This window comes from Microbacterium sp. SYP-A9085 (assembly GCF_009649635.1).
GTDB lineage: Bacteria > Actinomycetota > Actinomycetes > Actinomycetales > Microbacteriaceae > Microbacterium.
The window spans coordinates 183,342-207,051 of sequence record NZ_WJII01000006.1 but is presented as its reverse complement, the minus strand read 5'-3'; the positions used below and the strand labels follow the sequence as shown (position 1 = coordinate 207,051).

The window sequence follows — 23,710 nt, the reverse complement described above, 5'->3', positions numbered from 1 at the left end:
CCAGGAAAGACGAGACTGTCACACTGATCCGTAGCCTGCTGTCCGCGCAGTCGGGGCCCACTTCAGGCGCCTGCACGCGTCGACTGACCTCTCGCGGCGTCGAGTGCCCGGATGAGACTGCCGGCGTCCCAGGGACCCAGGTGGCGTTCCGTGCCGATGAAGAAGGTCGGGGTCCCGCGCGCGCCGCTCGCTTGGGCGTCGGCCACGTCCTCCCGGATGTGAGCCGCCCCCCGCTCGCCGTCCATAGCGCTGAGGAAGGCCTCGAGATCCAGGCCGAGTCTCCCGGCGTACCCGACCAGATCCTCCAGCTCGAGTCGATCCTGGTGCTCGAACAGCATGTCGTGCATCTCCCAGAACCGTCCCTGTGCGGCGGCGGCCTCCGCGGCTGACGCGGCGTCCTCCGCGTGCGGGTGCACGTCGGGGAGCGGCAGGTGGCGCATGACGTACCGCAGGTCGTCTCCGAAGTGTGCCCGGATTTGGGTGGACGCTCCGGTGGCGCTCCCGCAGAAGGCACATTCGAAGTCGGTGTACTCGACGAGGGTCAGCGGCGCGGAGACGGGGCCGCGGACGTGGTCCCGCTCCGGATCGACCGGCCGGGCGAGGGCCGTGGGCAGGCCGGCTGTGGTCTCACCCAGCAGCAGTGCTGCAAGCCGGAACACCACCCAGCCCAGTGCCGAGGCGAGAACGAGCGCGATCAGGACGCCGACGGTGGCCTTGTCCCGGAGGTCGCGAGACGTGAAGGCGAGGTGGAGGATCAGCAGTGCGACGGTGAATCCGATACCGGACAGGGCGGCGCCCCCGAGAATCTGGCCCGGGCCGACGCCCTGGGGGAGATGGCCCAGCCCCAGCTTGGCGCCGCCCAGGGTGAACGTGCCGATCCCGATGAACTTGCCGACCACGAGGCCGATCGCCACAGCCCAGGTGACGGGCGATGCCAGCGCCGACGCCAGGACGCCACCGCGGAGGTCCACGCCGGCGTTCGCCACTGCGAAGGCCGGCACGATCGCGTAGCCCGCCCAGGGATGCAGGACGAGCTGCATCCGCTCGTTGACCGAAACCGACCGCACGAGCGCCACCTTCGCCGAGCGGCCGACCTTGGGCATCGGCGACTGGCGGAAGGCGCGGAACCGGTTCACTGCGCCCTCGACCGCCCTGCGCCGCGGGGTGAACGCGGGAACGAGGAGACCGGCGACCATCCCGGCGATCGAGGCGTGCACGCCGGAGGCAACCGTGGCCGCCCATACGGCGAGGGCGACCAGCACGTACGGCCACATCCGCCACACCCTCGCTCGGCCCAGGAGTGCAAGGACTGCGACGCCGGCACACGCGCCGATCAGTGCCCAGAAGTTGAGCGATTCGGAGTAGACGACGCCGATGACGGTCACGGCGACGATGTCGTCGACGACCGTCAGCGCGAGCAGGAAGACACGGAGCTGCGTGGAGATCGCCGGCCCGACGAGGGCGAGAGTGCCGAGCAGGAACGCCGTGTCGGTGCCGATCACGATGCCCCAGCCCCGGGTGGCCTCGCCGCCGGGAGCGATCAGGAGGTAGAGCAGAGCGGGGACGATCATCCCGCCGATTCCGCCCAGGACGGGGAGCACCACGCGCCTCCGGTCGCTCAGCTCGCCCACAGCCAGGTCCCGTCGCACCTCGAGGCCGATGACGAAGAAGAACACCGCCATGAGGCCGTCGTTGATCCAGTGGGTCAGGTCGGTTACGACGTGGAAATCCCCGACCTGGAATCCAACCTCGGTGCCCCAGAGCCAGGTGTAGCCGGCGGACCACGGCGAGTTCGCCCACACCAACGCGACCACGGTCGCCGCGAGCAGGAGCGCGGCACTGCCGGACTCCGTCGCGAGGAACTTCCGGAGTGGGCCAGAGAGCTGTCCTTCGAGCTCCCGGCGCGGCTCCGTCGAGCCGCCGTCGCGGCCGTTCTGGCTCACGATCTCAGGGTAAGCCCACCGGCGAGGAACGCACCCGTGGGTTCCGGTCACCGTCCAGCATCTGTGAGTCGAGCGGCCGGGCGCAGGTGGGGCACGGCTGAGGCGGGGAGGCGTCATCCAGCTCCGCATCTGTCCGCCGTTCGACGCTGTCACCGCGCATGCCGGCCACCCTATGCCGCGCACGCCAGCCGACCCGTGGCGTAGGCAACGCTTCGCCACTGGCCGTTGACGGGGGAACTCGTCGTTGCGCCGATGAACGGACCACCAGTCCTCGCCGCGGCGGCGCCGCACTTCCCAGCGTGGCGGGGGTGCGTTTGCGGGCGGATCCGATGCGAAATTGTGCGTCCTGGTGCTGTCCGCAGGCCGCTTTGGGCATTAGCGGACCCGGACCCCGCGCCGCTTGCAGCAGCGATCGGATGCGGCGGGACTCCGTGAGCGAGACGACTGGGCTCGTATCGCATGGCCACTCGATTCAGCCGTGATTCCCTAGCCCGGAAGGATGGTCACATGATCGTGATGGACGAGGTCGGCGTGACGGCGCGCATCCCATCAAGTTCGGCTCCGGCGACTGGACGTGCGTGATCGGCGAGTTCGAGGGCGGCGGCCGCATGGTCACCGTCGCCAAATGGGTCGATGGGGCGATTGCCGAGGAGTACATCTAGTCCTGACGCATCCGCGTGACGATCGGGAGCCGGTGTCGGCATGAAGGTCCGGGTCGTCGGCGCGACCGGCAAGGCTGGGCCCGCCCTGCACGTGGAGGCAGTTGCGCGCGGACACGACGTCACGGCCCTGGCGTCAGTTGCCGAAGGCGGGCGGGGCGGGTACTTCGGGTCGCCTGTCCTCTTCGTGTTGGGGACGATGCCTTGGAACGGTGACGATGATGCTGATCAGCGCGATCGCGACCATGAAGACGTTGAACAGCACCCCGATCGCGGCGCCGAATCTCAACCCGAGGTTGTGCTGGTTGCCGACGAACAGCCCGAGACTTTGGATGAAGCCAGGGGCGACGGTCTGTGCGGCGACGTACAGGGCGGCCGAGATCGCGACGCCGATCGCGTTGCCGAGCGAGGAGGCCATCTTATAGAGGCCGGACGCCGCGCCGACCTTGTTCTCGGGGACGTTGGAGAGCGCCGCGTCCGTCGACGGCGTCGCGTAGATGCCGAGGCCGATGCCGAACAGCGTGAACCCGGTGAAAGCAAGCAGGATGTACTGTGCGACGAAGACGAAGGTCATCGAGCACATCAGAATGCCGCACCCGGTGATGATGCACCCCCAGATCATCGGTCTACGGGGCCCGAACCGTTGCAGCAGCCTTTCTCCCACGCGGATCGTTGCGATGATCGCGATCAGGTAGCCGAGAGTGAGTAGCCCGGACTGCAGCGATGTGAATCCGGCTGCGACCTGCATCAGTCCCAGGACCACGATCAGGGTGCCGGCTGCTCCGTTGAGGAGGAAGTTGGACAGGGTTGCGCCGGTGAAGGTCAGGTTGCGGAACAGTCCGAGATCGACGAACGCCCACCTCCGGGAGGTCTCGACCTGGAAGAACAGGACCCCGAAGATCACGAACAGTACGACGAGGAGGAGACCGGGCACGCTCAACCAACCGATGCGCGGCCCTTGCGAGATGTAGACGTTCAGGGTGACCAAGGCGACGACGAAGCAGATGAGTCCCCACCAGTCGAAGCGATGGTGCGTTCCGTTCCCGGTCGCGGGCGCCTTGGACTCCGGGGTGCGACGCAGGAGGAACAGCGCCAGGATCGACAGCGCGATCGAGATCCAGAAGATCGACCGCCACCCCAGCACCGATGTCGCCATCAGCCCGCCGAACAGGGAGCACAAGCCCGATCCGCCCCACGACCCGATCGACCAGAACGACAGCGCACGTTGACGGGCTTTGCCGTCATAGTAGGTCTTCACGAGGGCGAGGCTCGATGGCATCACGCAGGCCGCGGACAGTCCCTGGACCGCGCGGCCGGTCAGCAGCATCGCGGCGGTCACACCTCCGACGTCGGCCGGGGTCAGGGCGATCAGCAACGAGCCGAGGATGCTCAGGGCGATCCCCACATTGAGGATGCGGACGCGGCCGACGCGGTCCGCCAATCCACCGGCGACGACGATGAAAATCCCGGAGAACAGCGATGTCGCCGCGACGCCCAGGTTTCCGAGGGTGCGGGTGATGCCGAGCTCGTCCTGGATCCCCGGGATGACGTTGAGCAGGGTCTGCGCGAACAGCCAGAAGTTGATCACCGCGAGGACGATTCCCAGCAGCCATCGGTCGTTGGGCTTCCAGGCGGTGACGGGTGCGACCACCGGTGACCGATCGGTCATGAGACGCTCCCTCGGCTAGTGCGAGGCGCCGAGCCAGGCAATCGCGGCGACGACGGCCGCGGCGGTCCCGACCTCGAGCGTGGGCTGGATCACCGGCGCGAACTTGGGGGAGTGGTTGGCGGGGATGTCGGTGGCGACGGTGCCAGCAGCCTCGGCCTTCGCGTACAGCTCGGGGTCGATGCAGCCCACACCCCAGTAGGTGTACGGGACGCCGAGGGCATCGGGAATCTCGCTGAAGTCCTCACTCGCCGACTGCCGGTCGATGGTGAACGCCTGATCGCCGAAGTGCCGCTGGAACGCGTCGGCAACCATCGAGGTGACGGTGGGGTCGTTCTCGGTGACGGGGTAGTGGTCGTAGAGCTCAAACGTGGGCGGCTGCGGAGATCCGGATGCCGCGCACTCTCCCTCCACGATCCGATGGATCGCGTCGACGACCCTGGTGCGCGTCTGCGTGCTGAAGGTGCGGACGTTCAATTCCAACACGGCGTGATCGGAGACGATATTGCTTTTCGTGCCGCCCACAATGCGCCCGACGGTGAGCACGGCGAACTCGCCGGGGGTTATCTCGCGTGCGACGATGCCCTGCAGGCGCACGACGATGGCAGACGCGAGGACGACCGGGTCGACGGACAGCTGCGGCATCGACCCGTGACTGCCGCGACCCCAGACGGTCACCCGCATGCTGTCTCCGCTGGAGAGGAACGGTCCCGGCCGAGTCCCGACCTTCCCCGCGGGGAACGGCAGAACGTGCTGTGCGAGCGCGACATTGGGTGCGGGGACCTTGTCTACGAGCCCGTCCTTGAGCATGATCTCCGCCCCGTCGGCGAGCTCCTCCGCGGGCTGGAACAGGGCGATGTACGTGCCCTGCCAGGCATCTTTCCGTTCGGACAGCAGCCGGGCGGCGCCGAGCAGGCAGGCCACGTGCGCATCGTGTCCGCAGGCATGCATGACGGGGCCATCGTCACCGTTCCCATCCGTCGCGTGCTCCCTGCTCGTGTACGGCAATCCGGTCGTCTCGGCGACGGGGAGCGCATCCATGTCCGCGCGCATCAGCACCGCCGGCCCGTCGCCGTTCTTCATCACCCCGACGACGCCCGTCCCGCCGATCCCCTCCTGGACGTCGAGACCGTACCCGCGCAGCAACTCCGCGACCGTCGCCGCGGTCGTGACCTCCTGATGACCGAGCTCGGGATACTGGTGCAGGCGCCTGTAGAACTCCTCCTGCCACTCCTTCAGCTGGGGCTGACCGGCAAGGACCGTTTCGACGGCGTCCATCATCTGGCCTCCGAACTCACACGGAATCGGGCCTACGTCGTCCTCACACTACGTGTGAGCCGCCCGCCTCGATAGGCCTCGAGCCCCACCACCCGAGGGCATTGCAATCTCCCGGCTTCGCACCTACCCCCGGATCGGCGGGGTTGGTCATCATGGCCGTCGGAGTGCAGACGCAAGGCCTGATCCTCTGGGACTGCCGAAGGTTTGGGTAACTCCTGATCCCTGGTGATTTGTCACCGCTGGAAGGATGTGCTCATGCCTAACCGCTCCCCAAGGAGTTCCGGGCCACGTTGACCATCGGGCACGGCAAGCCATAATCCACCCATCGTGTGCAGCATCGGGGTGGTCACTCTTCTACAGGTTGGCTCGTTCGGCGTCGGCGATGAGCGTCGGGTCGAGCAGGTGGCTCGCCTGCAGGATCTGCACCTCGAGCACCGATGTCGTCACGGTCGAAGTCCAGCAGGACCATCGATCCGGTAGGGCTCTCGATCAGCACGTCCTGCCGCGTCTCCCTGATGGGCGACGGCCGCGATCGCCGTCGCGTTCGAAGGATACTCGGAAAGATGATCGAACACGAGCCTGACGGCCCGCTCGCATGAAGCGCGCCCGGGCCGATTCACCGTGCAGAGATTCGTTTCGGCGGCAAGTTCTGGGGACGTGGCCGGATGGGAACGGAGCTCGTCTGCGCGGCGCCCTCGGTCAGTGGGCTTCTGCGCAAGTGGAGACGCCCAGCGCGATGATGGCGTGGTGTGTCCTGTTCGGGGCGGCGCTGGTTGTATACGTCACGGGGACGCAGGCTGAGGGTCTGCCCCACAGGATGATGCCGCCCACCCACCAGGACCCGGTGGCATTGGCCTGTTTCGGGCAGCTGATGTATGTGACCGTCATGGCGCCGCCGGGTGAACCGGTCTCGGTCGCGATGCTCGCGTACGCGGCGGCAGCACCCGTGATCGACAGCGTGGCCGTGGCACCGGGGGCAAGCTGTGCGCCGGCCTTGTGGAAGTAGGCGTTGTATGGCGGCCAGTTCGGGCCAGTGGCGGGGGTCAAGGGGTTTGCGGACATCCCGGCGAAGCTCAGCGCGCCCAGGGGCAGGTCGCCGGGTGCGGGGAACTCGCTGGTGGTCGGCCGTGCATGTCCACACGATGCGGTCGCCGTGGCCTCTGCCTGCGGTCGCGGTGAGGTCGTCGGTGACGCGGATGGTGACGCAGAGTGTCGTGTCGGCGTTGGCGCGGGCGTACAGCCGACTAGCGATGTAAGCAGTGTCGCCGCAAGACCTGCGATAGACATGACCGACCTGAGCCGTGACATCCGGGTCCTGCGAGGCGACCTTGCCATATGGGGAGTGTTGCCGACCGGCCGTGAGCCGTCAATCAATCCCTAGGGAGTCGGCGCCGTCCTCCGGCGCCGTACCCGTTGGCGAGCATCGCCACGCGGACGCTCGTCGTTCTCACCGATGATCTGGACGGCTCGCCAACTGATCAGACGGTCCGGTTCCCGTGCGAGAACCGTTCCTGCGAGATCTACCTGAACGGGCGGAACGCGACCGCCCTGCGCCCGTACATCGACGGCGCACCCTGTGTCGGCGGCACGGCGAACCGGAAGACCACAACCGTGAACTCACGGCCCGGGTTCCGGGAGTCCATTGCGTTATTGGGGCCGGCCGACGAGGTCTTCGCGCCGAGACCCGTCGGCTCAGTAGCAGTTGACCTTCGTGATCCGGAACGAGTCGCCCACGCTCTGGTAGTCCTCGAGGAGCGCGACCGCTTCCTGGTAGGGCTGGACCGCGGTACGCGGCTCGCGGCTTCTTCCGTGGTTCCACCCGGGCGACGCCGGCCTGGCGGAGATCCGCGCCAACGCCGCGATCGACGGACGGCACCGGAGTCATCCCGAGCGTGCGCATCTTGTCGTGCACACTGATCGGACCGTGATCCAGGCCGGACGACTCCAACGCCGCCCGCACCCCGACGGCCTGCTTCTTCACCTCGTCGGAGGTCCGCGTCGGGCTGCTCTTCGGGCGACGCGAGCGAGGTTCGAGCGCCGCCTGTCTTTCTTCGAGGGCGCGTTTGCGGATCGCGTAGAACGTCTTCCGCGAGATCTCGTGTTCCGCACAGAACGTCGTCACCGACCCGCGAGGAGCGGCCCTGCTCCTTCAGCGCAGCCCACTTGTCCTCAAGGTGGCGCCACAGCACGTCGTCCGGGATGTCGGGGTGACCCTCCGGGTACCCGGCGATCGAGACCTCCTTCACCCCGTACTTCTCCAGCACGCCGGAACGGATCACCGACAGAGAGTCGGGGTACGGGCCCTCCGGCGTGGCGGGGTCGCCACCCACCGCGAAGACATGCTCGGTTGCGGCGAACTCCTGCAACGCCGCGGGGAACTCCTCCAACTGCGCCTGCGACCCGATACGCCGAGCCGAGATGTGCGGCACGGGCACGAAATTCGACTCCCTTACTGCCCTCGACGCGCCGCCACACGCATCCCGAGATCCTCGTTACCGAGGAACGTGACGTTGATCTTCGTCCCCGCGGGAATCGCACGACGAGCCTGCTCCAGACCAGGAACATCCTTCCCCGTCATCTCCAACGAATATCCATCGATGAGATCGACGGAGGCGGGTGTTGCTTACCACTTCACATCCTTCGGTCAGGGACGGCGGCCGGGACCGGTCGATGCCCGGCCGCCGTCGGGTCGTCAGACGACGGCGGCGTCCGAGCGGTACACCGTACGTGCAGCCTCGTAGAGCGGGGCGGCCTGCACCGTGGCGCGGATCTTGACCTGCACGTGGTCTTCCACCTGAGCCTTCGATGAGGGAGTCTCCTCACCCCACACCACGACGACCTCGGTGCCCGGCACCGCATACTCTGCGTCGATCACGGCGAGGGACAGGACCGACCGCTCATTGGCGGAATAGCCGGTCCACGTCGAGAGGCCGACCGTCTTGCCGTCGACGTCGACACGGTCGTAGTGGAACGTGTCGTAAAGCGCCATCGGCTCGTTGAAGTACTTCGCGCCGGGGCCGGGCTTGTACTTGGAGCCGGCCGCTTCGGCGGTGTCGTCGCCGTTCCACACCAGAGTGACCTTGCGGCGAGTGTTCGCCGTTCCGTCTGCGATGCGCTTCTCCACGGCCTCGCGGCCGATGAAGTCGTGATCGAACTTCACGATCCGGCCGTAGTCCAGCTCGTGCGGTGTCAGATAGAAATCCTCGATGTTCGCGGAGTAGAAGCTGCCTCCGAGGGGCGAGGTCGTCTCGTATGCCTTCTCGCTCAGCCACCGCCGAAAGTCCGCGGTCTGCTCGCCCGTGTAGATGGCGGGGAGCGGTCGCGGTAGCCAGCCGGATTCGAGGGCGTTGGTGTGGTAGGCGCGACCACCGACCTGGACCATTCCGAACTTCGCGCCGGCCTCCAGAAGCGCGGCGTGCACGGGCTCGTTGTCTGCCCATGGACCCCAGAGTTCGAACCCGGGCTCGCCGGCCATCCCGTGGCGGACGGCTCTGACCTCTTTGCCGCCGATCGTGAAACGCGTCATGTGGAAGAACTTCAGTTTCGGCGGCTCCTGGCCGGTCGCCTCGCGGATCAGGTCCAGCGCACCCGGGCCCTGGACCTGATAGCGGTAGACGACCGGGTCGCCCGTACGGTACAGGGAGTTGTCGTCGCGCCATACCTCGACGTCGTAGCCGCCCGTCTCAGCGTGGTAGTGCAGCCAGTTGATCGACGGCGGGATGCCGACGGCCTGGTACTCGTCCTCCTCGAGGTGGAACAGGATGTTGTCGCCGATGACGAACCCGTCGTGGTTGAGCGCGACGTACTGTTTGGCCATGTCGACCGGGAAGTCGGCGACGCTGTTCACGCCCGTGTCCCGGATGAGCCGGAGCGCGCCCGGCCCCTTGATATTGAGGTCGGCCATGTGGTGGGACTGGTCGAACAGGACCGCCGTACGGCGCCACGCGAGCTGCTCATCGCGCCAGTTGGTGAACTCGGGGACGACGCGGGGCACGACGGCAGGCGGGGATTGTGATTCCCACAGGAGATTCACGGGGCCGCCTGCGGCAGCGATGCTCTCTTCCAGGTTGCGGGACATGCTGATTCCTCCTTGAAACGGCCAGAGTGGCGGGACCAGTCTGTGCAATCCCATGGATGCTGTAAAACAGGTTTAAGCAGAGAGTCACCATAGGAGAACTTTGGAATCTATCCCGTTCACGCTCCGGCAGCTGTCGTACTTCGACGCCGTTGCCAGCGAAGGGTCGCTCGCCGCCGCTGCCGTGCGCTGTCACGTCACCCCGACCGCACTCGCGCTGGCGATCGAGGAGCTCGAGAGCCGACTCTCGCTTCAGCTTCTCGTCCGACGCAAGGGCAAGGGGGTCACGCTCACACCGGTGGGGTCCCGGCTGCTGGTCGCGGCCCGCGCGCTCCTCGCCGGCGCCGAGGCGTTTACCGCGGACGCGACGGACGCAGCCACCACCCTGGTCGGTCCGCTCCGGGTGGGGTGCTTCTCCACGTTGACGCCCTTCTTGTTGCCCGCCGTTCTGCGGGTGTTCGCCCGGGAGCACCCTCAACTCGCCATCGATGTCACAGAGGCCACGGCTCCCGAGCTGCACGATCTCCTCCTCCAAGGGCGCATCGACACCGCGCTGCTGTACGCGATCGACGTGTCGCCCCAGCTCGCCTTCGAGCCCATCCACGAATACCGACCGCATGTGATCGTGGCGGCCGACCATCAGCTCTCGGCTCGCAGCACCGTGCACCTGAGCGAGCTGATGTCGGATCGTCTCGTCGTGCTCGACGTGGAGCCCACGCGACGCAACACGGAACACATCTTTGAGCATCTCGGACTGCGGCCGACGGTCGGGCATGTCACCCGGAGCTTCGAGGTGGCGCGTTGCCTCGTGGGGGCGGGTTTCGGTTATGCAGTCCTCTTCCAGAGGCCTGCATCCGGGGTCACATACGACGGCCACCGGGTGGTGATGATCGAACTCGCCGACGATGTCCCCGGCACCGTCGCCGGCCTTGCGCGACCGCTCGGGGCCGCGCGGACGGCTCGCTACCGTGCCCTGCGCGACGTCCTCCGAACGTCCACGGCCGCGCCTCATCCGTCGGGTTGATCCACCGACCGCCGAGCCCGTTTCAGTAGCTTGATTGGGCCGATCCCGGACCCGCTCCCCAGCGTGCGGCGAGCGCCTCGCTGCCGCGCGAGGAGGGCGACGTCGGCGCGACGAGGAGGAACCTCGCCCCCACCGCGACGTAGGCGTCGGCCACGCCGGGTCGAAGGCGTTGACGCCGACCGGCGCGCCCGCGGCCACGATCGCTTCGAATGAGCGATCGACCGCAGCCCGCACCTCGGGGTGGGCCTGCTGACCAGCAGACCAGGAGATGCCGCCAGATCGCTCGGACCGACGAAGACTCCGTCCACGCCATCGACGGCGGCGATCTCGCCGGCGGCCGCATCGCCTTCGACCGTCTCGACCTGCACGAACAGCGAACCGTATCGATCCGCGTCGGGGAGGTAGCCCTCGACGCGATTCCAGCGCGCCGAGCGGGCGAGCGCCGAGCCGACACCGCGCACGTCACGCGGCGGATATCGCACGGCGGCCACGAGCTCTCGGGCATGCGCGGCGAGGACACCATCGGCACCAGGACGTTCTGCGCACCGAGGTCCAGCACTTGCTTCGGCACGATGGGCTCACCGACGGGCACCCGTACGACCGGCGACACGTGGGGATATTTGGCGATCTCCTGGAGCTGCGCCAGCACCCTCGCGACGATCTCGATCTCGCGGTTGCGGGAGAGCTCCCTCGACACCAGCGCAGATCGATCTCGTCAGGGCGCCGGTGCACGTCCCCGAGCACCCTGGCGCCGTACGCGGCGTTGTCCGCGATCGTGTCGACGATGGTGCGACCCTCCAGCTCGATGTGCGGGTTGAGCACCTCGAGGGCGGGAACGGCGTAGTCGATCGCGGCGAGCGCGTGCTCGAGGGTGCGTCCGTGCCCTCCAACGGAGTCGCCAGCACGAATGCAAGCTCCATCTCGAGGAACATGACACCGTAGTCGGGCTCCGAGATGCCGGTCGACTGCCGCGTGGCCTTCGAGGTGAGACCGATCTTCCGGCCGACCAGACGTGGCCCCGCCGTCAGGTTCTGATCGCGCCAGACATCCCTGGATGGCGTACGGGTCCTCGATCGTCGCACTGGGATAGCGTGCCGTGATCCGGGGGATCACGCCGTTGGTCCGATCCGCCTCGGTCAGCTCGCCGGCGATCGAAGCGAGTACTTCAGGGGGCCATATGGTCCACCTCGACAACCCGGTCGGCTTCCGTGAAGTCGTCGAGGAGCACCTGGCCTGGGTAACCGGGCCGACTGGAGACAGCGTGGAGGAGTTGCGATGAGTTCGGACGATACACCAGGCAAGCGCCCGGGGTCGAACGTGCGCCTCGCGCCCAGTTGCTCGAGGAGTGTGCGGTTGCGCGCGCCGCACACGGCATCCACCTCGGCGCCGCGCTGCGCCGCAAGAACAGGTCGGCTCGCCGATGCGTGTCAACAACTCTTAACACCCCAGCCGGGATTTCGGAACTACGCGAGGCGTGCGAAATCCTGAATCGGATCCCCGTGATGGGCTCGCCGGTCCGCCGAGCGGATGACCGCCAACTCCGTCTCGTTGGTGGCGTCTGCACCGCCGACCTGTTCAGCGTCGTAACTGTGCAAGTCGCCGACTTGTTCGAGCAGCTTGAACATCAGAGAACGCAGCGTATCGACTTCGTCTGTCGTCAGCCCTCCGAGCAGGATCTGCTCTCGCTGCTCGGCAATGGGTCTGATCGCCTGGTAGAGATCGGCCCCTGATCGCGTCAAGTACATTCGACGGACGCGATCCTCCGTCTCAACCTTCACGTAGCCCATCTCGACGAGAAGCCTGGTGCTTCGCGAAACGATGGATTTGTTCATGACGAGTGCCGCACTCGTATCGATCGCGGTGCTCCCAGGGTGGTTGCTCAGTCGCGCGACGATGCGCCACTCATTGACGCCGATTCCGAATCGGCGGTGGTAGATGCGCGATGCCCCCCACAGGAGGTGACCATTGAGTACGGCGATCACCGCAGGCGTATATGTGCGGGTCACCCTGGGGGTGAGGACGTCACGGATGATGGCGTCGGCGGCTACTGGTGCAGTCTGTGCGTGGTCGGTCATCGCCCTACCTGCGATTTCGAAATTGGTGGACATCTCAGGCTACAGCGTGGGCGAAATGAGACCTCTGCACGAGGTTCCGGTGCCGGCGGTCGAAGGAGTATGTCCTCCGCGACTCTCCGGCGGCTTGCCCCGCATTGGCGGAGTTCACACGAGCCTCTTCCGGAAGGCCAAGGTTTCGGTGAGCTCGGGATCGTCGAAGACGACCCCCGCCAGGACGGCATCGATCGCCTGCAGCGTGTCGGCGTCCAGCTTCACTCCGGATGCTTTCACGGATTCTGCCAGCTGCTCGGGTCGTGACGCACCCACGATCGCCGACGTGACGTTCTCGTTCTGCAGCACCCAGGCGATGGCCATTTGCGGCATCGACAGGCCGGCCGCCTCGGCGATGGGCTTCAGGCCCTGGACCGCGCGAAGCGTCTCCTCCTGAAGATATCGCTGCATGTACTTCGCGCCTTCGAAATCGCCACTCGCACGTGACCCGGCCGGCACCGGCTCGCCCGGCAGATACTTGCCGGTGAGGACGCCCTGAGCCATCGGCGAGAACACGATCTGCGAAATGCCCAGGTCGGCGCTCGTCGGGATGATCCTTCCCTCGATCACCCGCCAGAGCATCGAGTACTGCGTCTGACTGGAAATCAGCTGGAACCCGAGCTGCTTCGCCAGCGCATGGCCTTCGCGAAGCTGGTCGGCCGTCCATTCCGACACGCCGACGTAGAGCACCTTGCCCTGCCGCACGAGGTCGGCGAACGCCTGCATGGTTTCTTCCAGCGGAGTCTCGAAGTCGTACCGGTGCGCTTGGTAGAGGTCGACGTAGTCGGTTCCGAGGCGCCTGAGGGAGCCGTTGATCGACTCCATGATGTGCTTGCGGCTGAGGCCGGTGTCGTTCGGCCCCATCGGCCCGGTCGGGAAGTAGACCTTGGTGAGGATCTCGAGCGATTCGCGGCGATGCCCTCTGAGTGCTCTGCCCAGGACGCTCTCGGCCGCGGTGTTCGCGTAATTGTCCGAGGTATCGAAGGTCGTGATGCCCAGATCGAGTGCGGCGCGAACTGTCCGAAGCGCGTCATCATCGTCCAGTTGGGAGGCGTGCGTGATCCAGTTGCCGTAGATGACTTCAGAGACCTTCAGCCCCGATGCTCCGAGGTAGCGAGCTTCCACCACATGGTCTCCCAAAATTTAACAATAAACCGCTACTCTCACCGTATCTTCGTGCGGCTCCTCGCCGCAACTATGGGCCGCCCTTGACGGACTCGCGTCGGCCAAGTTTAATTAGCAACTGAGGTTGAGTCAGCAACCCGAACACGTGAGAGAGTTCCCGCCGGCGACGCTGGCGGCGGGTCCGCGATGGAATGTTGGGAGCGCATTGTGGTGTATTCGATCGGCTGTAACGGGGACGCCGGCCTGGGATATCGCAGGGTGGCCGATTCCGGAGTGACGGCGTGAGCGACGACGCAAGAATCGCGGAAGCGCTGCCCGAGAAGCTGGGCGAGACGGGGAACCTCGCGGGCCTGCGCGTTGTGGAGATCGCCGACGAGTCAGCGGAGTTCGTGGGGCTCTCGCTTCGCGGCCTCGGCGCCGAAGTGATCAAGATCGAGCCCCCGACCGGTGCGGATACCCGCGCCATCGGGCCCTTCGTCGACGACGAGCCGGACCCGGAGAACTCCCTGCACTTTTGGCACTACAACCGAGGCAAGAAGTCGGCAGTGCTCGAGTTGGACACGGCTGAGGGTCGCGAGCGGGTCCTGCAGCTGATCGAGAGTGCCGACATCCTGCTCCAGTCCGTGTCGCCGGCACATCCCGACCTCCTGGGCCTGGCGCCGGAGGAGGTCGAGAGCCGCTTCCCGTCGCTCATCCACGCGGTGATGACCCCCTTCGGTGAGACCGGTCCATGGTCGAGCTTCAAGGGCTCCGATCTGGTCCATCTCGCCATGGGCGGCGTCATGATGTGCTGCGGGTACGATCCGCCACCGGGGGAGGAATACGACCTGCCGCCCATCGCTCCGCAGCTCTGGCACGCGTACACCATCGCCAGCGAGCAGATGCTCTACGGCATCCAGGTGGCGCTGCTTCACCGGCTGCAGACCGGTCGAGGCCAGCGGATCAGCTGTGCCGTACACGAGGCCGTGGCCAAGAACACCGAGACCGATGTCATGAACTGGGTCATGCGACGCGTCGAGATCCACAGGCAAACGTGTCGTCACGCGGCGGAACATCTGGACTACCGTCCCACGATCGCCAGCACCAAGGACGGTCGTTGGGTGATGGTGCTCACCATGGGCGCGAAGGATGCCGACACCCTCGCGAAGTTCGCGGGCGACTACGGTCTGACGCCGGAGTTCACATCGCCTGCGCCTTCGGCGTCAGACACGGCAGATGCAGAGGAGCCGGTCGGTGCCCGCACTATCCCGGGGGCCGGCACGCCGTCGAAACGTCAGCTCGGCAGCGCCGAAGTGGCGCACCGGCTCGTCCGCTCATTCCTGTACGAGTCCGTTCCCTGGCGGGAAGCACAGGCCGCGGGAATGATGTGGGTGCCGCTTCGCAAGCCTCACGAGAATGCGTTCGATGAGCACTGGCTCGCGCGTGGAACGTTCCGCCCCGTCTCGCATCCCGAACTGGGCAGGGATCTGCTTTACCCCGTGAGCAAGTGGATCTCGACGGCGACCGCCTGGCAGACGGCTACCAGGGCGCCACACGTCGGCGAACATACCGACGAGGTGCTCAACGCACTCACATCCTCCGCCCGGGCGCCGCAGGTCTCCGTACGTGAACGCCCGCTGCTGCAGTCGCCACACGGAAAGCCGTTCGCGCTCAGCGATCTGCGCATCCTGGACTTCAGCTGGTTCCTCGCCTCCGCCGGCGGAACCCGCTTTCTTTCGATGTTCGGCGCGGAGACCATCAAGGTCGAGTGGCACGCGCACCCTGACACCCGGCTGGGAGCCATGGCACCCGTCGGCGGAAGAGCGGCGCGGGAGGCGGCGACCGGCCCGCTTGAGGGCGTCACCGACCCCGACATGGGGGGACAGTTCAACAACAAGAACACGGGCAAGCTGGGCATATCACTCAATGTCACCCACCCGGAGGGCCTGGAGATCGCGCGCGAGCTCGTGCGGATCTCCGATATCGTCACCGAAGGATTCTCCCCTGGGGTCCTCGAGAAGTGGGGACTCGGATACGACAGGCTCCGGGAGCTGAACGAGGACATCATCTACGTCCAGCAGTCGGGGATGGGCAGCCGAGGTCGCTACGGTCGCTTCCGGACGATCGGACCGATTGCCGGCTCATTCTCCGGCCTGTCCGAGATGTCGGGCTTGCCCGAGCCATACATGCCAGCAGGCTGGGGCTATTCCTACCTCGACTGGATCGGCGCCTACAGCTTCGCGCAGGCGATCCTCTCGGGTGTCTACCATCGAGAGCTCACCGGCGAAGGGCAATACATCGACGCATCGCAGGTGGAGACCGGTCTTTTTGCGATGGGTCCGGTGCTGCTGGACTGGCAGATCAACAACCGCGCCTTCTCCCGGATCGGCAACCGGTCACCCTACAAGGCGGCGGCACCGCACGGAGCATATCGGACGCTCGGTGTCGACCGCTGGATTGCGATCGCCGCCTTCACCGAGGACGAGTGGCACGCAGTCGCCCGTGTTGCCGGTCATCCCGAGTGGGTTCAGGACCAGCGCTTCCGCACCCTGTCGGATCGACTGCGCAACCAGGATGCGTTGGACGCCGCGATCAGCTCCTGGACGGAGACGATCGACGGATACGACGGCATGGCGCGCCTGCAGGCGGCCGGTGTGGCGGCGGGCGTGACGCAGACCGCCGCGGACCGGGTCGACAACGATCCACAGCTGGCGGAGCTCGACTGGCTTACCGAAGTCGAGGGACGCAAGATCGGACGCTGGCCCGTCTACGAGGTTCCGGTGAAACTCTCCCGGTCTCCAGCCCACGCAGGCGGACGCTTCGGCCGGGGTGCACCGAACTATGGACAGGACAACGAGCAGGTGTTCGGCGACCTGCTCGGGCTGAGTTCCACGGAAATCGCCGGGCTTCGTGAACGAGGCGTGATCTGACCGGGACGTCGATGAGGAGGCGGTCGTGACAACGACTCGAGTCGTGGAGGCATACTGGATGCCCGGCTGCAGCAGCTGTCTGCGGATGAAGGAGTTCATCTCGCGGTCGGGGAGGAATTGGGTGGCCATCAACGTCGACGAGCAGCTCGAAGCCCGGACCGCCCTCGCCGGCAACGGGATGAAGGTCCCGGCCGCCCGCGTCGGGGATCGCTGGGTGAGCGGAATCGACCTCGCCGCGGTCGCCGACCTCATCGACGTTCCATACGACCCACCCACGATCCTGCCGAGTGAGCAGCTGGCCGCGCGGTATCTCTCGATCCTGCACGTCGCGCGCGCGACGATCGCACAGATGACCCCCGAGATGCTGTCGTACAGGTTGCCTCATCGCAATCGAGAGATGTTCGACGTCGCCAACCAGGTCGCGTCGGTGATGCGGGCCTTCCTCACGGCGTATTCGGACGACAGACACGCCGCGGTGCAGTACTACAACAAGCCCGCCGATATCCAGACGCAGTTGGATCTTCTCGACCGGCTGGAAGAGACCGAGCGCCGGTTCGAGGTGTGGTGGGAGGAGGACGGCATCGACGATCCGCTCGACCGGGTCGTTCAGACCAGCTGGGGATACCCGACGCTGCACGAGATTCTCGAACGCGAGGTCTGGCACACCGCCCAGCACCTGCGCCAGCTGCAGTACGTCCTTCGGCAATTCGGCGTCGAGCCCGATGAGCCGTTGGGCGAGGCGAACCTCACAGGACTTCCTCTTCCCTCCGGGATCCATGACTGACCCGGCGGGTCTGCCCGTAGAGCTCACGGACGCGACGTTCGACTCCGTCATCGCCGAGGGCGTCGCGCTGGTCGACTTCTGGGCATCGTGGTGCGCGCCTTGTCACGCCCTGATACCCGTTCTGGAGGAACTCGCCGAAGAGCGATCGGACACCGTCGCGATGGTCGACGTCTCCGAGTTCCCAGGTCTCGGGGACCGCTTCCGCGTCACGAGCCTGCCGACCCTCCTGGTGTTCCGCGATGGCGTGGAGGTCAAGAAGCTGTTCGGCGTCAAGAACAGGCGTCAGCTCAACAACGTGCTCGACGAGGCCCGATCCGGCATGGGGGAGAGGCAGTCGACTCGGCTCATGACGGTCATGAGCCGATGCGCGCCCTGATCCTTCCCGGCCGGGCCGCGCGTTCGCGCGTTCAGCCCAGCGAGATCCGCGCTTCGTCGTCCACGATCTCGACTTCGGTGCCGAACGCGGACGACAGTGCGGCCAGCTTGGACAGAATCTCGGTGGCCGCCTGACCGGTCGCGACGACGGGCCGGCCGCGTTGGGATCGCGGCCGGCCGTAGCCCAGCTCGATGGGCAGGATACGGACTTCTTCGAGCCCGTCTCTTCGGAATCGAACTGTCGCCACCACGTCCCGCCACGCATTGATGTCCGCAGGCAGACCGCTCACCGGACCGCGCCACTCTGCGCCCGAACGCGCATCGAAGAAGTCGGCCGGCGTCGATTCCCACCGATCCAGTCCCTGACGGACGAGATTCTCGCCGCCGACCGTCGCCACGGTGTCGTTCTGCACGATGAAGTGGCCGATGCTGTAGAAGATCGGTCGTTCCTTGTAGATCTCCACGCCGCGGAAGCGGTGTGGGCCATGTCCATGAATGACATCCGCGCCGGCGTCGATCGCGGCCCGCGCGAACTCGACCAGCATGTCGGGCGGCTGCTCCGCGGCGGCCCCGGCCTCATGGCAGTGAATCGAGACGACGACGCGATCGGCCATTCGCTTCGCTTCCCAGATGCGCTGCAGATTCTCCTGGACATCCGACTCATCCGCGCGGGGCGCGTAAGAGAACCCCGTGCCCGATCTGATGTGGTAGCCCTCGGGATTCGGGTAGAGCCACGGGTTGTGCAGGTCGCCCAGGTAGAACTCGTGCTCCGTGTCCGCGATCGCGGAGAGCCCGAGTGAGTGGTCGCGGAAGGCGAGCCGATCCCGTGCCTCCGGTCTCGATGACCCGAACAGACCAAGGGCGTCCCGCATCCTCCGCAGCGCTTCGAACGCCGCAGCGTCCACGGTGTAGTGGTCCGTGTACCGGATCATGTTCGCGCCCGGGCGGCCCGGACCTTCGCGCCACTGATGCCCGGCGTACATCGCCCGCGGACCGGAAGTGGTCATCGACACAAGTGCCACGCGACCCCCGCGCGTGTCGACGTACGCCGGCCGGCGCGCGGCCGCCATCGTCGCACCGACCCCCGCGAAGGGTATTCCACTCTTCGCGAGGTTGTCGATGTGGGCGAGCATGCCGTTCTCGCCATAGTCCCAGCCGTGGTTGTTGGCAGCCGCGATCATGTCGACGCCCATCCATGCCAGCTCCGCGAGCATCGAGGGCTCGGCCTGCATGTATGTGCCGCCCGGCGTGACCCCGGGTGACCCCTCTTGACGGTGGAAGAGCATCTCGGCGTTGGTGATCGCGACGTCTGCGCTGCGCAGCACGTCCCGGACTCGCAGGAACTCCGGCTCGCCGAAGACGCGTAACGGCCTCGTGATGAGCGAGTCACCTGTCAGTGCGATCTCGATCTCACCCGCATCTGAGTCATACATCGTCGACGCATCCCGAGGGGAGAGATCGCCGCTCATCCATCGGCAAGCTCTTGCTTGATGCTCGGCCACATCGGGAACCCTCCGGCGACGGTGAAGTTCTGTCCCGTCATGTACGAAGACAAGTCGGAGGCCAGGAACAGCGCGACGGACGCGATCTCCCCTTCGTGGCCGAGTCGGTGCATGGGCACCTTGCGCTTCAGTTTGTCGAAGAGGCGCTCCGTCTCGGGATACCAGTCCGGCGAGTGCCGGAACGTATCGATGGTTCCTGGAGTGAGCGTGTTGACGGTGACTCCGAAGCGGGCGCAATCCGGCGCGAGCGAGGCGGTCAGTCCGTACAGGCCACCCTTGGAGGACGTCACGTGGCCCCGGCCGCCGCTGCCCGCGAGAGCGTCGAGGCCGGAGATGTTGATGATCCGACCCCAGCCGCGCTCGCGCATTCCGGGGATCGTGAACTGTGAGCAGATGAACGCCGCCCGGAGGTTGACCGCGATCACGCGATCCCACTCCTCGATCGTGACATCCTCAAGCTCGGTTCGCGGCCTGATGCCCACGTTGTTCACGAGGATGTCAATCGGTCCCGCCTTGTCGACGATCTCCCCAAGCGCTCCCCGCAGTTCACCAGCGTCCCCGCAGTCGGCAAGCAGCCCGACACCAGCGTGGCCGTCCTGCTCGTCGATGGCGCCGAGGGTCTCATCGAGACGCTCCTGACTCGTTGAGCCGATCACCGACACCGTCGCGCCGGCCTGCGAGAGCAGGATAGCGATGGCACGCCCGATGTTGCGTGTCCCGCCGGTCACCAGAGCCGTCTTGCCGGTCAGGTCGATCTCTACAGTCATGCACTTGCTCCTCTATATCGTGTGTATCGTGCGGTTTCACGTCGTGTCGCTGGTGCCCTATTCGCGTCATCCATCGCCGTCCACCAACTCCCACTTGACGAGGGTGAAGGCCGGGGTTTCATCCGCGAACACCGCCCGGACCCGCCGTCCCACGGCGACCTCGTCGCGGCTGCCCACGACACGGCCGGTGTAACGGACCCCGTCGTCGGTCTCGACGATCGCGACGACATAGGGGATCTCGTCGGCGAAGCCGGGATGGAAGGCGCGGTGATAGACCACGAAACTCCAGATCGTGCCGTTCGTGGAGACGTCGACCCACTCGGAATCGAGACTCCAGCAGTTCGGACAGATCGGCAGCGCCGGGAATCGCAGCTGCGCGCAGTTGAGGCACCGTTGCGCGGTCAGGCGATGCTCGCGTGCGGCGGCCCAGAACGGACCCATGTCGGGGTCCTCGACGTTGGGAACGGGCTTGAGATATTCGTCAGTGGCCATCAGCTGTGCGTCGACAGGATCGACGCTCCCCCCTTGTACCAGACCTGAGTTGAGCAGTACATCGCGATCTCCGCGTCGGTCACCTGTCGGTCGCCGGCCTGTCCTCTGAGCTGACGAACCGCCTCGACGATGTGCAGCCAGCCCCACATGTAGCTCTCCGAGAGCTGGCCGCCATTCGTGTTGACGGGTAGGTCGCCTCCCGGCCGCGTGTGGCCCTCCGCCAGCCACGGCCCGCCCTCGCCGACGGGGACGAACCCGTAATACTCCAGCATCTGGAGCACCCACATCGCCGTGGGATTCTGGATGTAGAGGGCATCGATGTCGGACGGGCCGAGGCCGGTCCTCTGCCAGATCTGTTTGGCCGAGTCCGCCAGGAACTCCCGGTCCAGGTAGTCCGGGGAGAACTCGCCGCGGATCTGACTCTGCTCCGACATGCCGAGGACGAACACCGGCTTCTGCTTGAACTCGTCGACCATGTCGGCGCGGGTGACGATGAGCGACACGCCGCCGTCCGAGAGCATCGTCACGTCCGGTCGTCGCAGCGGCTCGACGAGATACGGCAGGTCCAGATACTGCTCGATCGACATCGGTTCCCGGAACAGGGCAATCGGGTTCTTCTGTGCCCATTCGCGTTCCGAGACTGCGATGTGGCCGAACTGCTCCTCGGTCGTGCCGTACAGCGCACGGTGACGCTGCAGCATCATCGCGCCGTAGCCTGCAATGTGCATGAAGCCGGACGCGCCCGCCAGATTCGCACCCGTCGCTCCGAAGGGGAACCGGATCGACCTGGCATTCGCGCCATAGCACAGCGCGATCGTGTTGGCCATGCCCGTGGTGATCGCCTGGACGGCCAGGTGCAGGGAGAAATTGCACGTGCCGTAATCGAGAGTCTGCGCATAGCGCGGATTCATCCCGAGGAGAGGGCCGACGCCGACATCGACGTTGGTGCCCTGCACTGACTTGCAGGTGATCAGTCCGTCCAGCTTGTCCCGACCGACGCCGGCGTCCTCGAGCGCTGCCTTGATGGCGAGGACGGAGCTGAGTTCGGGCGACTGGCCTGGCAGCTCACCCTGATCGGTGTGACCGACGCCGACGATGGCGACTTTTCCTCGAATGTCGTTGTCCATGCCTACCTGTCCAAATCTCTCGACTCCAACGTGTCGATTGCCTACGGGCGCATCGCGCGGCTCATCGCCGCCGGATGTCCTGAACGAGATCAGGACATCCGGCCGACGAGCCCGGTTCTGCCGGCTTACTGCTTCAGCCAGGCGTGGGTGAAGTCTCCGTACCCGCGTGACGGAGTCACGCCCTGGAGGTCCGCGGAGACCACGACGTACTGGGGTCCGCTCACGATCGGGTTGACGAAGCCGTTCTCGGCGAGGCTGGACCAGATCTCGTGCCAGAGCGCGATCGCCTTGCCCTGGTCGGGGGTGCCCTTCGCCTTGAGGATGTTGTTCCAGACCTTCTCGTCACGGAAGCCGTAGCGGTTGTTGGCTGCAGCGGGATCCACATAACTTGTCGAGCCGGAGGCCGGGTTGTAGCTGTCGTTGCCGAGGATCGCCATGGTCGCCTGGTACTTCCCCGACTGTACGAGGGAGAGCCAGTCGTCGGTCCGCTGGACCTGCGCGTTGATACCGCACTTCGCCCACTGCTGCTGGAGAGCCGGCAGTATCTCAGTGCTCAGCGGGGTCACGATCGTGAACGCGAGGCCGCCCAGCTCGTCCACAAGCTTCTTGCCCTTGTCGACGTCAGGCCGCAGCGGGTTCAGGTCGCGGCCGTCTTCCCACTTCTTCAGGGCGAGGCTGTCGCCCGAGAGCACATACGCAGGTTGCGCGAAGCCGTCCGAGATGTGCGTGGCGATCGCCTCACGATCCATGCAGTAGTTGATGGCCTGTCGAGCGCGCAGGTCGTTGAACGGTGGCGAGAATGCGTTCACCGGGAGTATCAGCATGCGCGTGCTCGGGCCGGCGATCACGGTTAGCGCAGAATCCTTCTGTGCGGCCGAGAGGACAGCCGCCGACGTGTAGGTCCCGGCCCACGTGATGGACTGGATCGAATCCGATTGCAGCTGCACCAGGGCCGCCTGCGGGTCAGGTCCGGTGTTGATGAAGGTGATCCCGTCCAGGTGCACGTTGTCCGCGTCCCAGAACGTGTCGGCCTTCTCCAGCACCAGCTCCTGCCCCGGATCCACTCGGGTGATTTTGAAGGGGCCGGCACCGACTGGCGAGATGTTGAACGCATCGGCCCCCATCCGCTCAAAGGAGGCGGGTGACGCGATGAACCCCGAGGGTGCATAGGCGAGAGCGTCCAGCAGGATCTGCTGCGGTCGGCTGAAGGTGACGACGACCTTCACGGGGCTGGCCGCCTTCACCGACGCGACGTCGACGAAGAACTGCGCTTCTCGCGTCACGTTCTTGATGTGGCGGTTGAAGTTCCAGACCACAGCGTCCGCGTCGAGCGGCGTTTCGTCCTGGAACTTCAGGCCTTCTCGGAGAGTGATGGTGAGCTGAAGGTTGTCATCGCTGTACTCGTAGCCGGTGGCAAGCCCCGGCTTGATGTCGCCGCCGGGGTCGTTCGGCGGTTCGAAGAGGCTTCCGTAGATCGGATGGGTCCAGGGCAAGGACTGGGTTCCGAATCCGACCTGACCGGGATCGAGCGCTTTGGTGGCGAGGCCGCCGACCAGGATGACGCCTCCGTCGACCGGTTTGGATGTCGCCGAGTCGGTCACCGGCGCCCCCGTTTGTGGCGGCGCGCATCCCGCCACCAGAAACGACGCGAGTGTTAGACCCACGAGTGTGGCCAGTGCCTTCGAGCGGGCGAGCGGCATGTCTGATCTCCTTCGAACAGAGCGGGGTAGCAGTGAGTTTAATAATCAAACTTCGCGTAGTCTATCCACGAATCACGTGAAGTTTAAAGATCAACCGCTACGATGTCGCTTCATGCTAGGCGTGCACGCGTTGTTCTGCAACGCGTGATTTCGCGCCAAGTTTATGTATATATTGATTC

The 23,710-nt window shown here is 66.0% G+C and carries 17 protein-coding genes and 4 pseudogenes; 5 read left to right on the top strand and 16 right to left on the bottom strand.

The features are described 5' to 3' along the window. Window positions 1–62 precede the first annotated feature (62 nt). From nhaA to GH740_RS12540, 4 genes are all read right to left on the bottom strand, one after another. A complete protein-coding gene (gene nhaA / locus GH740_RS12560) occupies window positions 63–1,943 on the bottom strand; it encodes a Na+/H+ antiporter NhaA (protein ID WP_367641552.1) in 1,881 nt (626 codons plus the stop codon). Window positions 1,944–2,738: 795 nt separating this feature from the next. Continuing rightward, window positions 2,739–4,271, bottom strand: a complete 1,533-nt coding sequence (locus GH740_RS12555) for an MFS transporter (protein ID WP_153746428.1) — start codon at window positions 4,269–4,271, stop codon at window positions 2,739–2,741. A gap of 15 nt (window positions 4,272–4,286) precedes the next feature. Then, complete coding sequence (locus tag GH740_RS12550) at window positions 4,287–5,546, bottom strand: amidohydrolase (RefSeq protein ID WP_153746427.1); 1,260 nt, start codon at window positions 5,544–5,546, stop codon at window positions 4,287–4,289. Between the two features lie 699 nt (window positions 5,547–6,245). Continuing rightward, a complete protein-coding gene (locus tag GH740_RS12540; protein ID WP_153746425.1) occupies window positions 6,246–6,593 on the bottom strand; it encodes a hypothetical protein in 348 nt (115 codons plus the stop codon). Between the two features lie 366 nt (window positions 6,594–6,959). On the opposite strand from GH740_RS12540, the pseudogene GH740_RS14350 reads away from it, so the two are divergent. Beyond that, window positions 6,960–7,145: pseudogene (locus GH740_RS14350) on the top strand (histone-like nucleoid-structuring protein Lsr2); the annotation flags it as partial. 93 nt (window positions 7,146–7,238) lie between these two features. Here the strand turns inward: GH740_RS14350 and GH740_RS13905 are convergent. The 3 genes and pseudogenes from GH740_RS13905 to GH740_RS12525 all read right to left on the bottom strand — a co-directional run bounded on the left by GH740_RS13905 (window position 7,239) and on the right by GH740_RS12525 (window position 9,624). Beyond that, on the bottom strand, window positions 7,239–7,400 hold the full coding sequence (locus tag GH740_RS13905) for a hypothetical protein (protein ID WP_172978363.1): 162 nt from the start codon (window positions 7,398–7,400) through the stop codon (window positions 7,239–7,241). Next, window positions 7,330–7,668, bottom strand: a pseudogene (locus GH740_RS12530) (helix-turn-helix domain-containing protein); the annotation flags it as partial. The gene GH740_RS13905 and the pseudogene GH740_RS12530, both read right to left, overlap by 71 nt. Before the next feature lie 570 nt (window positions 7,669–8,238). Further along, window positions 8,239–9,624, bottom strand: coding sequence for an aminomethyltransferase family protein (locus tag GH740_RS12525; RefSeq protein ID WP_153746423.1), 1,386 nt, complete (start codon window positions 9,622–9,624; stop codon window positions 8,239–8,241). 100 nt (window positions 9,625–9,724) lie between these two features. On the opposite strand from GH740_RS12525, the gene GH740_RS12520 reads away from it, so the two are divergent. Beyond that, the gene (locus GH740_RS12520) at window positions 9,725–10,645 is read left to right on the top strand and encodes a LysR family transcriptional regulator (RefSeq protein ID WP_153746422.1); all 921 of its coding nucleotides are present in this window, start codon (window positions 9,725–9,727) and stop codon (window positions 10,643–10,645) included. A gap of 22 nt (window positions 10,646–10,667) precedes the next feature. Here the strand turns inward: GH740_RS12520 and GH740_RS12515 are convergent. The 4 genes and pseudogenes from GH740_RS12515 to GH740_RS12500 all read right to left on the bottom strand — a co-directional run. Then, window positions 10,668–11,294 (bottom strand): annotated as a pseudogene (locus GH740_RS12515) (aldolase/citrate lyase family protein); the annotation flags it as partial. 12 nt (window positions 11,295–11,306) lie between these two features. Then, window positions 11,307–11,824 (bottom strand): annotated as a pseudogene (locus GH740_RS14345) (2-keto-4-pentenoate hydratase); the annotation flags it as partial. 284 nt (window positions 11,825–12,108) lie between these two features. After that, window positions 12,109–12,753 (bottom strand): MarR family winged helix-turn-helix transcriptional regulator, encoded by a 645-nt coding sequence (locus tag GH740_RS12505; protein ID WP_153746421.1) that lies wholly within the window; start codon window positions 12,751–12,753, stop codon window positions 12,109–12,111. A gap of 111 nt (window positions 12,754–12,864) precedes the next feature. Beyond that, window positions 12,865–13,878 carry an aldo/keto reductase family protein gene (locus GH740_RS12500; protein WP_367641557.1) on the bottom strand — a complete coding sequence of 338 codons (1,014 nt, stop codon included), beginning with the start codon at window positions 13,876–13,878 and terminating at the stop codon, window positions 12,865–12,867. A 278-nt stretch (window positions 13,879–14,156) separates the two neighbouring features. Here GH740_RS12500 and GH740_RS12495 point away from each other — a divergent pair, with 278 nt between their 5' ends. Genes GH740_RS12495 through GH740_RS12485 form a run of 3 tightly spaced genes read left to right on the top strand, consistent with a single transcriptional unit; the run spans window position 14,157 to window position 17,944 of the window. Next, window positions 14,157–16,784, top strand: coding sequence for a CoA transferase (locus GH740_RS12495; RefSeq protein WP_216644945.1), 2,628 nt, complete (start codon window positions 14,157–14,159; stop codon window positions 16,782–16,784). Window positions 16,785–16,809: 25 nt separating this feature from the next. Further along, window positions 16,810–17,568 (top strand): hypothetical protein, encoded by a 759-nt coding sequence (locus GH740_RS12490; protein ID WP_153746419.1) that lies wholly within the window; start codon window positions 16,810–16,812, stop codon window positions 17,566–17,568. Continuing rightward, the gene (locus GH740_RS12485; RefSeq protein ID WP_172978369.1) at window positions 17,561–17,944 is read left to right on the top strand and encodes a co-chaperone YbbN; all 384 of its coding nucleotides are present in this window, start codon (window positions 17,561–17,563) and stop codon (window positions 17,942–17,944) included. The genes GH740_RS12490 and GH740_RS12485 overlap by 8 nt, the downstream gene beginning before the upstream one ends. Window positions 17,945–17,975: 31 nt before the next feature. Here the strand turns inward: GH740_RS12485 and GH740_RS12480 are convergent, their stop codons facing one another. The 5 genes from GH740_RS12480 to GH740_RS12460 all read right to left on the bottom strand — a co-directional run bounded on the left by GH740_RS12480 (window position 17,976) and on the right by GH740_RS12460 (window position 23,531). Next, on the bottom strand, window positions 17,976–19,376 hold the full coding sequence (locus tag GH740_RS12480) for a CapA family protein (protein ID WP_172978368.1): 1,401 nt from the start codon (window positions 19,374–19,376) through the stop codon (window positions 17,976–17,978). 32 nt (window positions 19,377–19,408) lie between these two features. Then, entirely contained in the window at window positions 19,409–20,212 is an 804-nt protein-coding gene (locus GH740_RS12475; protein WP_153746416.1) for an SDR family NAD(P)-dependent oxidoreductase, read from the bottom strand. A 66-nt stretch (window positions 20,213–20,278) separates the two neighbouring features. Then, window positions 20,279–20,704 carry a Zn-ribbon domain-containing OB-fold protein gene (locus GH740_RS12470; RefSeq protein ID WP_153746415.1) on the bottom strand — a complete coding sequence of 142 codons (426 nt, stop codon included), beginning with the start codon at window positions 20,702–20,704 and terminating at the stop codon, window positions 20,279–20,281. Then, window positions 20,704–21,831 (bottom strand): thiolase family protein, encoded by a 1,128-nt coding sequence (locus GH740_RS12465; protein ID WP_153746414.1) that lies wholly within the window; start codon window positions 21,829–21,831, stop codon window positions 20,704–20,706. Before GH740_RS12465 ends, GH740_RS12470 begins: the two co-directional genes overlap by 1 nt. Window positions 21,832–21,956: 125 nt before the next feature. Continuing rightward, window positions 21,957–23,531, bottom strand: a complete 1,575-nt coding sequence (locus GH740_RS12460) for an ABC transporter substrate-binding protein (RefSeq protein WP_153746413.1) — start codon at window positions 23,529–23,531, stop codon at window positions 21,957–21,959. Window positions 23,532–23,710: the final 179 nt, after the last annotated feature.

Excerpts from the sequence above, each read along its gene's own strand:
- GH740_RS12550 (WP_153746427.1), bottom strand. The coding sequence starts at position 5,546 with ATGGACGCCGTCGAAACGGTCCTTGCCGGTCAGCCCCAGCTGAAGGAG.
- GH740_RS12505 (WP_153746421.1), bottom strand. The coding sequence starts at position 12,753 with ATGTCCACCAATTTCGAAATCGCAGGTAGGGCGATGACCGACCACGCA.
- GH740_RS12525 (WP_153746423.1), bottom strand. The coding sequence starts at position 9,624 with ATGTCCCGCAACCTGGAAGAGAGCATCGCTGCCGCAGGCGGCCCCGTG.
- GH740_RS12470 (WP_153746415.1), bottom strand. The coding sequence starts at position 20,704 with ATGGCCACTGACGAATATCTCAAGCCCGTTCCCAACGTCGAGGACCCC.
- GH740_RS12465 (WP_153746414.1), bottom strand. The coding sequence starts at position 21,831 with ATGGACAACGACATTCGAGGAAAAGTCGCCATCGTCGGCGTCGGTCAC.
- GH740_RS12475 (WP_153746416.1), bottom strand. The coding sequence starts at position 20,212 with ATGACTGTAGAGATCGACCTGACCGGCAAGACGGCTCTGGTGACCGGC.
- GH740_RS12555 (WP_153746428.1), bottom strand. The coding sequence starts at position 4,271 with ATGACCGATCGGTCACCGGTGGTCGCACCCGTCACCGCCTGGAAGCCC.
- GH740_RS12460 (WP_153746413.1), bottom strand. The coding sequence starts at position 23,531 with ATGCCGCTCGCCCGCTCGAAGGCACTGGCCACACTCGTGGGTCTAACA.
- GH740_RS12485 (WP_172978369.1), top strand. The coding sequence starts at position 17,561 with ATGACTGACCCGGCGGGTCTGCCCGTAGAGCTCACGGACGCGACGTTC.
- GH740_RS12480 (WP_172978368.1), bottom strand. The coding sequence starts at position 19,376 with ATGTATGACTCAGATGCGGGTGAGATCGAGATCGCACTGACAGGTGAC.